Origin of the sequence: Micromonospora sp. AB353 (assembly GCF_049538395.1) — a bacterium.
In the GTDB taxonomy this organism is placed as follows: domain Bacteria; phylum Actinomycetota; class Actinomycetes; order Mycobacteriales; family Micromonosporaceae; genus Micromonospora; species Micromonospora aurantiaca.
On sequence record NZ_JBMVFV010000134.1, the window covers coordinates 1 to 9,194 of the forward strand.

9 protein-coding genes are annotated in these 9,194 nt (G+C 74.1%); 7 read left to right on the forward strand and 2 right to left on the reverse strand.

The window, feature by feature from the left end; all coding sequences use genetic code 11:
• Together ACPCK6_RS28570 and ACPCK6_RS28575 are read left to right on the forward strand one after the other, a co-directional pair.
• A partial coding sequence (locus ACPCK6_RS28570) for a YehQ C-terminal OB-fold domain-containing protein (protein ID WP_514132368.1) occupies positions 1 to 632 on the forward strand: 632 nt, incomplete at its 5' end.
• Between the two features lie 34 nt (positions 633 to 666).
• A complete protein-coding gene (locus ACPCK6_RS28575) occupies positions 667 to 1,647 on the forward strand; it encodes a DNA polymerase domain-containing protein (RefSeq protein ID WP_423482751.1) in 981 nt (326 codons plus the stop codon).
• A gap of 4 nt (positions 1,648 to 1,651) precedes the next feature.
• On the opposite strand, the gene ACPCK6_RS28580 is transcribed toward ACPCK6_RS28575, so the two are convergent.
• Positions 1,652 to 2,158, reverse strand: coding sequence for an Lrp/AsnC family transcriptional regulator (locus ACPCK6_RS28580; RefSeq protein ID WP_013286599.1), 507 nt, complete (start codon positions 2,156 to 2,158; stop codon positions 1,652 to 1,654).
• A 72-nt stretch (positions 2,159 to 2,230) separates the two neighbouring features.
• On the opposite strand from ACPCK6_RS28580, the gene pdhA reads away from it, so the two are divergent.
• The 4 genes from pdhA (at position 2,231) to ACPCK6_RS28600 (ending at position 7,525) form a co-directional block, all read left to right on the forward strand.
• Positions 2,231 to 3,430 carry a pyruvate dehydrogenase (acetyl-transferring) E1 component subunit alpha gene (gene pdhA, locus ACPCK6_RS28585; protein ID WP_423482754.1) on the forward strand — a complete coding sequence of 400 codons (1,200 nt, stop codon included), beginning with the start codon at positions 2,231 to 2,233 and terminating at the stop codon, positions 3,428 to 3,430.
• Positions 3,430 to 4,434 carry an alpha-ketoacid dehydrogenase subunit beta gene (locus tag ACPCK6_RS28590; protein WP_318334263.1) on the forward strand — a complete coding sequence of 335 codons (1,005 nt, stop codon included), beginning with the start codon at positions 3,430 to 3,432 and terminating at the stop codon, positions 4,432 to 4,434. The genes pdhA and ACPCK6_RS28590 overlap by 1 nt, the downstream gene beginning before the upstream one ends.
• Entirely contained in the window at positions 4,431 to 5,915 is a 1,485-nt protein-coding gene (locus ACPCK6_RS28595; RefSeq protein WP_423482752.1) for a dihydrolipoamide acetyltransferase family protein, read from the forward strand. The genes ACPCK6_RS28590 and ACPCK6_RS28595 overlap by 4 nt, the downstream gene beginning before the upstream one ends.
• A gap of 338 nt (positions 5,916 to 6,253) precedes the next feature.
• Positions 6,254 to 7,525, forward strand: coding sequence for a L,D-transpeptidase (locus tag ACPCK6_RS28600; protein ID WP_396882633.1), 1,272 nt, complete (start codon positions 6,254 to 6,256; stop codon positions 7,523 to 7,525).
• A 60-nt stretch (positions 7,526 to 7,585) separates the two neighbouring features.
• On the opposite strand, the gene ACPCK6_RS28605 is transcribed toward ACPCK6_RS28600, so the two are convergent.
• Entirely contained in the window at positions 7,586 to 8,605 is a 1,020-nt protein-coding gene (locus ACPCK6_RS28605; protein WP_423482753.1) for an SMP-30/gluconolactonase/LRE family protein, read from the reverse strand.
• 186 nt (positions 8,606 to 8,791) lie between these two features.
• Between ACPCK6_RS28605 and ACPCK6_RS28610 the strand changes: the two genes are divergently transcribed.
• The gene (locus tag ACPCK6_RS28610; protein WP_396882635.1) at positions 8,792 to 9,190 is read left to right on the forward strand and encodes an STAS domain-containing protein; all 399 of its coding nucleotides are present in this window, start codon (positions 8,792 to 8,794) and stop codon (positions 9,188 to 9,190) included.
• Positions 9,191 to 9,194: the final 4 nt, after the last annotated feature.

Here is a 9,194-nt window from a genome sequence, read left to right on the forward strand (position 1 = left end):
CCGGGCGGCCACCCCGGCTGCTGCGCCCCCGCACCGCCGCCGAGTCGGTGCGGGTGCTCGCGCTCGGCGAGGTGCGCGCCATCGGGTACGCGGCCGGCGAGCAGCGCCTGCACGCCACGGTGACCGGGGCCGACGGCGGTACGGCGACGATCACCGCCACCCACCACGCCGCCGCCCCTGGTGCACTCGACGCGCTCGCGGCGGCGCTGGACGGCACGCACGGGCCGCCGCGCTACGTCAGCGGGACGGTGCGCCGGGGCGCCGACGGACTCGTCGTCGAGCCGCTGGCGGTGGTCGCCGACACTGTGGTCGTACCCGATCTGGCACCCGGGGTGGGCGACGGCCGGCTGGCCGGCGCGGTCGACGCCCGGCCCGACCCGGTCGCCGCGGCGCTGGGCGCGGCGTCGGCGCTGCTCGCGCAGGCCGCGCACACCGGCCTGCGGCACCTGCCGGCCGGGTTCCCGGAACGGCTGCGCGCGACGGCGGCCGGGCTCGCCGCGGTCGGCCTGGACCGCTGCGGCGCGACAGTGTCCGCCCTGGCCGGTGCGCTCGGCGCCGACCCGGGCGAACCGGCGGTACGGGCCTGGGTGGACGCCTGGATCCGGCTGTCGGTGACGGCGGAGTCCCGGTGAGCCGGTCCCCACGGCCGGTCCGGGTCGCTACGGTGTGACGGTGGCGACCACGGCGGCGCAGGAGATCCAGGTGGGGGAGCGGCTGGTTCGCGTCTCCAGCCCCGACAAGCCCTACTTCCCGGAGCGCGGGCTGACCAAGCTGGACGTGATCAGCTACTTCCTGTCCGTCGGCGACGGCATCCTGCGCGCGCTACGGGACCGGCCGACCATGCTGGAACGCTGGCCGCGCGGCGTGTTCGAGGGCGCGAAGGTCGCCACCCGGCAGACGAACAAGGGCGACGCGTTCTACCAGAAGCGGCTCCCGGCCGGCGCGCCCGACTGGGTCCGCACCGCGCACATCACGTTCCCCAGTGGGCGTACCGCCGACGAGGTCGCGCCGAGCGAGCTGGCGGTGGTGATCTGGGCGGCCAACCTGGGCACGCTGCGGTTCCACCCGTGGCCGGTGTCGAAGGACGACGTGGAACACCCCGACCAGCTGCGCATCGACCTCGACCCGATGCCGGGTGTCGACTTCGCGCAGGTGGTGCCGGTGGCGCACGAGGTACGCGCGTTCCTGACGGAGCTGGGCCTGGAGGGCTTCCCGAAGACCACCGGCGGGCGCGGCATCCACGTCTACGTCTCGATCGAGCCGCGCTGGAGCTTCGGTGAGTGCCGGCGGGCGGTGCTCGCGCTGGGCCGGGAGATGCAGCGCCGCCTGCCCGACCTGGTCACCACCACCTGGTGGCGCGACCAGCGGGACCGGCCGGTCTTCGTCGACTACAACCAGATGGCCCGCGACCACACCATGACCTCGGCGTACTCGATCCGGCCGACGCCGGCGGCGCTGGTCTCGGCGCCGCTGGAGTGGTCCGAGCTGGACGACGCCCGCCCGGAGGACTTCGACGTGCTCAGCATGCCCGCGCGGTTCGCCGGGCGGGGCGACCCGCACGCCGCGCTGGACGGGCGGCGGTACTCGCTGGAGGCGCTGCTGGAGCGGGCCGACGCCGAGGGGCTGGAGTCGCCGCCGGAACGCTGACCGGTCAGTCCCAGGGGCTCTGCGTACCGTCGAACTCCTCGAACACCAGCCAGGTACGTGTGGACAGCACCCCGGCGATGCTCTGCACCCGGTCCAGCACCACGTCCCGCAACGTCGCGTTGTCCGGTGCCCGGACCAGGGCGAGGACGTCGTGCTCGCCGCTGAGCAGCGCCGCGTGCTCGATGTAGCGCACCCGGGCCAGCTCGGCGGAGACCTCCCGCCAGGTGTTCTGTTCGATGGTCAGCGCGATGTACGCCGAGGTGCCCAGCCCGGCCGGCTCCGGCGCGACCCGCGCGGTGAACCCGGTCAGCACGCCGTCGCGCAGCAGCCGCTCCACCCGGGCGTACGCGTTGGTGCGGGAGACGTGCACCCGTTCGGCGAGCGTACGGATGGACGTGCGGGCGTCGCGGACCAGTTCGCGCAGGATCCGCCGATCCACCTCGTCCAGCGGCCCGGCCGAACGTCCCGTTCCGCCCGCCGCGCCCGGTGTGGCGCCGGTCTCCTGGCTCACCTCAGCCGCCCTCCTGTGCCATTCGTCCCGCGTTCATCCCGCATGTTGAGTCAATCATCCACGACCGGGAGCATAGGGCCACCACACGTCCAGGAGGTCCCCGCCGTGACGACCACACCCCGGGCGGTCCGCAGGGCATCCCCGCGCACCCGCCGGAAGTCCACCCCGGCCGCACCCGACCCGTCGGCCGGCTTCATGCCGCAGCGGGAGCCGGTCCGGCTGCTCGAACCCGACGGGACCCCGCTGCCAGCCCGCGACGACTACCCGGAGCCGCCGGTCGAGACGCTGCGCGAGATGTACCGGCGGATGGTCGTCGGCCGCCGCTTCGACGTGCAGGCCACCGCGCTGACCAAGCAGGGCCGCCTCGCCGTCTACCCGTCCGCGCGTGGCCAGGAGGCGTGCCAGATCGGCGGCGTCCTCGCGCTGCGCGAGGACGACTGGGTGTTCCCCACGTACCGCGAGTCGATGGCGCTCACCGCGCGCGGCCTCGACCCGGTCGAGGTGCTCACGCTGCTACGCGGCGACTGGCACTGCGGGTACGACCCGGCCGCCACGCACACCGCGCCGCAGTGCACGCCGCTCGCCACCCAGTGCGTGCACGCCGCCGGGCTGGCCTACGGCGAGTCGTACCAGGGGCGCGACACCGTGGCGCTGGCGTTCATCGGCGACGGCGCCACCAGCGAGGGCGACTTCCACGAGGGCATCAACTTCGCCGCCGTGTTCAAGGCGCCCGTCGTCTACCTGGTGCAGAACAACAAGTACGCGATCAGCGTGCCGCTGTCCCGGCAGACCGCCGCACCCAGCCTCGCGTACAAGGGCGTCGGCTACGGCGTACCCAGCGAGCAGGTCGACGGAAACGACCCGGTGGCCGTCCTGGCGGTGCTGGAGCGCGCCGTCGCGCACGCCCGCGCCGGCAAGGGCCCCTACCTGGTCGAGGCGCACACGTACCGGATGGAACCGCACACGAACGCCGATGACCAGACCCGCTACCGCGACGCCGACGAGGTCGAGGCGTGGCGCGACCGCGACCCGGTCGCCCGGCTCGAGGCGTACCTGCGGGCCAAGGGCGTCCTCGACGACGCCGCCGTCGCGGCGATCGCCGAGGAGGCCGAGGAGTACGCCGCGACGCTGCGCCGCCGGATGGACTCCCAGCCGACAGTGGACCCGCTGAGCCTGTTCGACCACGTGTACGCCGAGCCGACGCCGCAACTCGTCGAGCAGCGCGAGATGGTCCGGGCCGAGCTGGCCGCCGACGCGGAGGGGGACGACTGATGGCCACCATGACCATGGCGAAGGCACTCAACGCCGCGCTCGCCGACGCGATGCTCGACGACGACCGCGTGCTCGTCTTCGGCGAGGACGTCGGCCAGCTCGGCGGCGTCTTCCGGATCACCGACGGGCTTCAGGCCCGGTTCGGCGACAAGCGCTGCTTCGACACCCCGCTCGCCGAGGCCGGCATCGTCGGGTTCGCCGTCGGCCTCGCCATGTCCGGGCTGCGGCCGGTGGTGGAGATGCAGTTCGACGCGTTCGCGTACCCGGCGTTCGAGCAGATCGCCTCGCACGTGGCGAAGCTGCGCAACCGCACCCGTGGCGCGTTGAGCGTGCCGATCGTCATCCGGGTGCCGTACGCCGGTGGTATCGGTGGCGTGGAGCACCACTGCGACTCGTCCGAGGCGTACTACGCGCACACGCCCGGCCTGAAGGTGGTCACGCCCGCGACCGTGGACGACGCGTACTCGCTGCTGCGCGCCGCCATCGACGACCCGGACCCGGTGGTGTTCCTGGAGCCCAAGAAGCTCTACTTCACCAGCGCCGAGGCGGAGTTGCCCGCCCGTACCGCGCCGATCGGCAGCGCCGTGGTGCGCCGCCCCGGCACCGACGCGACGCTGATCGCGTACGGGCCGGCGGTGCCGGTGGCGCTGGCCGCCGCCGAGGCCGCCCGCGAGGAGGGCTGGGACCTGGAGGTCGTCGACGTGCGCAGCATCGTGCCGTTCGACGACGCCACCGTCACCGCCTCGGTCCGCCGTACCGGGCGGTGCGTGGTGATCCAGGAGGCGCAGGGCTTCGCCGGCGTCGGCGCGGAGATCGCCGCCCGGGTGCAGGAACGCTGCTTCCACGCGCTGCACGCGCCGGTGCTGCGGGTGTCCGGCCTGGACATCCCGTACCCGGCGCCGATGCTGGAGCACACCCACCTGCCGTCGGTCGACCGGGTGCTGGACGCCGTGGCCCGGCTCCAGTGGGACGACCAGCCCGACACGAGGTGGGTGGCGGCATGAGCACGGCTCTTGGGACCCGGGACTTCCTGCTGCCGGACCTCGGGGAAGGTCTGAGCGAGGCGGAGATCGTCGAGTGGCGGGTCGCCGTCGGCGACGTCGTCACCGTGGACCAGACGGTGGTCGAGGTGGAGACCGCCAAGGCCGTCGTCGACGTGCCGTGCCCGTACGCCGGCCGGGTCGTGGCCCTGCACGGCGCGGCCGGTGAGGTACTCCCGGTCGGCCAGCCACTCATCACCATCGCCTCGCTCGACGACGCCCCCGACCCGCACGCCACCTACCGCGAGGAGGAGCGGGCCGGGTCCGGAAACGTCCTGATCGGCTACGGCACCGGCCACGGCGGCACGGGCCGCCGGCGGCGCCGGCCCCGGCTGGCGCTGGCCCCCGAGCCCGGTACGCCGGTCGCGTCGGACCCCGTGCCCGATCCGGCGGCCGGCTCTCCCGCCGGCGCTCCGGCTCCGGCGAGCCCGGTTCCGGCCGGTTCGTCGCGTCCGGCGGGCCCGGATCCGGTGGGCTTGTCGGTTCCGAACGGCACGGCGGCCCCGGCGGACCGTACGGCTGAGCCGGCGCAGACCGGCGCACGGTCGGCGCCGCTGGTCATCTCGCCGATCGTGCGGCGGCTGGCCAAGGAGCACGGCATCGACCTGGCGTCGCTGCGCGGCACCGGGCCGGGCGGCGTGATCCGCCGGGCCGACCTGGACGCCGCCGTGGCCGCCCCCGCTGCGGCGACCCGGCTCGCAGCGGTGCCGGACGCCCCGGCCGCCCACGCCGGGCTCGCCCCGGCCGGCGACGGCGACACGGTCATCCCGCTCACCGGCATCCGCAAGGTGATCGCCGACAAGCTCTCCCGCAGCCGGCGGGAGATCCCCGAGGTGACCATCTGGGTCGACGTGGACGCCACCGGCCTGCTGGAGACGCGCGCCGCGATCAACGCGGCCACCCCGGACACGCCGGTGAGCATCCTGGCGCTGCTGGCCCGGATCTGCCTCAGCGGCCTGCGGAGGTACCCGCAGCTCAACGCGCACGTCGACACCGAGGGTCAGCGGATCGTCCAGTCCGCGGGCGTGCACCTGGGCATCGCCGCGCAGACCGACAGGGGCCTGGTCGTGCCGGTGCTGCGCGACGCGCAGCGGCTCACCACCCGGGAGCTGGCCGCCGCGCTCGCCGAGACCACTGCGGCGGCCCGGGCCGGCACGCTGCCGCCGGCGCGGCTGACCGGCGGGACGTTCACGCTCAACAACTACGGCGTGTTCGGGGTGGACGGCTCCACGCCGATCATCAACCACCCGGAGGCGGCGCTGCTCGGCGTCGGCCGGATCGTGGACAAGCCGTGGGTGGTGGACGGGCAGCTCGCCGTCCGCAAGGTGACCCAGATCAGCCTCACCTTCGACCACCGCGTCTGCGACGGCGGCGTGGCCGGCGGCTTCCTGCGCCACGTGGCGGACTGCGTCGAGCAGCCGGCCCTCCTGGTAGCCAACGTCTGACGCCGTCCCGCCCGGCCCCGGCCTCTCCTCGCGGAGGGCCGGGGCCGCGCCCGTCCCGCCGCCCGCCTCGCGCGACCGTTGTTCCGGCGGGTGGATCCGCTCGAGATCTTGGTAGGAGAGCGCCCCTATGAGGGCCGTTTCGTACCAAGATCTCGCCCTGTCTCCTCGGGGAACCGGGCGGAGGGCGCGGAGGGCGCTTAGGGCGCAAGCTGGTACGGGAATCACCTGTCCGGCACGATTCTCCGCAACCGTTTCCGAGCAATTCCGCCGAAGGTGCCACGGCGTGATCCCGGGCCTACAGAATGTGGGCGAGAGGGTTCGGAAATGGGGGGCGAAATATGTTTGCGAGGCGCCGACTGACGCTTTTCGCGATGACCGTCGCAGCCGCGCCGCTGGCGGTCGGCGCGTGCACCGCCGGCCCGAAGTCGGTGGCGAAGCGGGCCGAGGCGGCGCCGCCGTCGGTCTCCGTGACGCCGGCCGACAGTACCCGGGACGTGCCGATCAGCGCGGAGGTGGGCACGAAGGTGAGCAACGGCAAGGTGACAGCCGTCAAGCTGACCGACGACAAGGGCAACGCGGTGCCGGCCCAGCCGCGGGAGGACGGTTCCGGCTGGGTGCCGGACCGGCCGCTCGCCAATTCCCGGACGTACACCGCGGAGGTGACCGCGACCGGCGATTCCGGCAAGACCGCCACGCAGAAGACGACGTTCACGACGATGGCCAAATCCACCAAACCGGCAGTCACCAGCGAATTGTATTTCCGGCCGAATCAGACGTACGGGACGGCGATGCCGGTCGTGCTCGGATTCGACCCGCCGATTCCCAAGGAGGCCCGCGCGGACGTCCAGCGCCGGCTGTTCGTGAAGACCGATCCACCGCAGCCGGGCACCTGGTCCTGGGTGGCCGACGGCAAGCAGGCCGAGTACCGGGCGCCGGACCGCTGGAAGCCGGGCACGAAGATCAGCGTGCGCAGCGCCCTGGAGGGCCTGCCGATCGGCAAGGAGGCGGTCGGCGACTCCGACCGGGTCGCGAGCGCCAAGGTCGGCCGCGAGGTGACGCTGGACATCGACAACGCGACCAAGCAGATGACCGCCTACGAGGACGGCAAGGCGGTCAAGAAGATCCCGGTCAGTCTCGGCAAGGAGAGCACGCCGACGTCCAGCGGCACCATGGTGATCATGGAGAAGCACGAGCACACCACTTTCGACACCCGGGGCGAGCCGAACGGCGGCTACGTGGTCGACGTGGACGACGCCCAGCGGCTGACCTGGGGTGGTGAGTTCATCCACTCCGCGCCGTGGTCGGAGGGGGAGCAGGGCTACACCAACACCTCGCACGGCTGCACGAACGTCTCGGCCACCGCCGCGGACTGGCTGATGGGCTTCACGCAGGTCGGTGACCTGGTGACGGTCAAGGGCACCGAGGTGAAGCTGGACCAGGGCAACGGCTTCACCGCCTGGAACGTCAGCTGGGACGAGTTCGCCAAGGGCAGCGCGCTGCCCGTACCGGCGGGGCTGAAGCCCACGCAGAGCGCCACGCCGCACCCGGGCGCGGTGGCCGGCGGGTCGTCACCGGCCCCGGCCCCCTCGCGGAGCAACAGCGGCGGCTGAACCTGGGGAGGAACGGCCACGGGGCCGGCCCGCGTCCGCGCGGGCCGGCCCCGCGTCGTCTCAGTCCAGGCCGACCCGGGCCACCCCGGCCGCGGTCAGGCTGCCCAGCCAGAGGTGGCGGCCGTGCTGCCGCACGCCGGTGACCATCGGGTACGCCCCGCTCGGGCCGTGCAGCGTGCGCAGCACCCGGCCGTCGCCGTCGACCAGCGCGACCAGCCCGTAGCGGCGCGGCTGCGGCTGCACCGCGCCGGGCAGCAGGGCCACGATCTGCCGGACCCGGGGATGCGGCAGCAGCCGTTCCATCGCCCGCAGCCGCGGGCTGGGCAGCGCCACCCAGTAGGTGCCGTCGCCGACGCCGGAGATGTTGTCCGGGTACGCGGGCAGGTCGGTGAGCACAGTGGCCCGCCCGCCGGGCAGGTCGACCCGGAGCAGCCGGTGGGTGGCGGTCTCGGCGAGCATCAGCGCCGACTCGTCCGGGGTGAGCGCGAGCCCGTTGGGGAAGTAGAGCCCGTCGGCGACCACCTCGGTGCGCCCGGTGCGCCTGTCGTAGGCGAGGACCCGCCCGTTGGGCCGGTGCTCCAGCAGGTCGCGTTTCCAGTGCGAGAGCGGGAACCGGTCGGACGAGTCGGTGAAGTAGACGGTGCCGTCGCGCGCCACCGCCGCGTTGTCCGCCAGGTGCACCGGCGGCGCGGTCCCGGTCAGCTCGTGCACCCGGCCGCCCGGGTCGACCCGCAGCAGCCCCCGGTAGGCGTCGCAGACCAGCAGCCCGCCGTCGATCGGATCGCGTTCGATGCCCAGCGGCCGCCCGCCGGTCTCGGCCAGCAGCGTCGGCGGCGTGCCGGGCGGGGAGTCGGCCGGCCACCACCAGAGCCGGCCGTCCTCGTCGCCGCTGACCACCCGGCCGTCGCCGTCTACCACGACGTCCTCGGGGCCGTGCCCGCCGGCCGGCAGTGGCAGCAGGTCGGCCCGGTCGAGCCGGGTGTCAGCGGGCGACCAGGGGCCGGTGAGCGGCGGCGGCACCGTCGCCGGCTCGCGGACCGGCCGGATCAGCAGTGGGGCGCGCGGGCGGGGGACGACCATCGGCTCATTGTGGCCCCGCGACGTCGGGCAGGGCAGTCCCCGACGGCGTTTCGCCGCTTCCCGCGCGGCGTGGCGGCACGGCTGCGGGATGACCCTGAGACGGCTCGGGGTCGGTTCCCGGACACTACCCGGAACCCCCCGCCGCGAGGTCCGGAAATGTCGGTGGGCGCGGGTAGGTTTGGCCGCATGGTACACAGCGGTGAGCGCTTCTTCGTGGCGATGGACGTGCACGACCACGTGGTCGAGCTGCGACCGGTCGGCGAGATCGACATCGCCACCGTGACGGCGTTCCGGGCCGCGCTCTGGGCGGCGCCGGCCCGGCCGGTGCTGCGGGTCGACCTGTCCGGTGTCCGGCTGCTCTCCGCCGCCGGGGTCCGCGCGCTGGTCGCCACCCACCTGCGGGTCCGCTCCCGCGGTGGCGAGCTGGTGCTCACCGATCCCGACCCGGTGGTGGCCCGGGTGCTGCGGGTGACCGGCCTGCACCGGGTGCTCCCGGTGCGCTGCACCGGCCCCACCCAGAACCTGCCGGACCGCGCGCCGGACCTGCCCGGTCGCCCTCGCGAGCTGGTGGCCTGCGCGGCCTGAACAG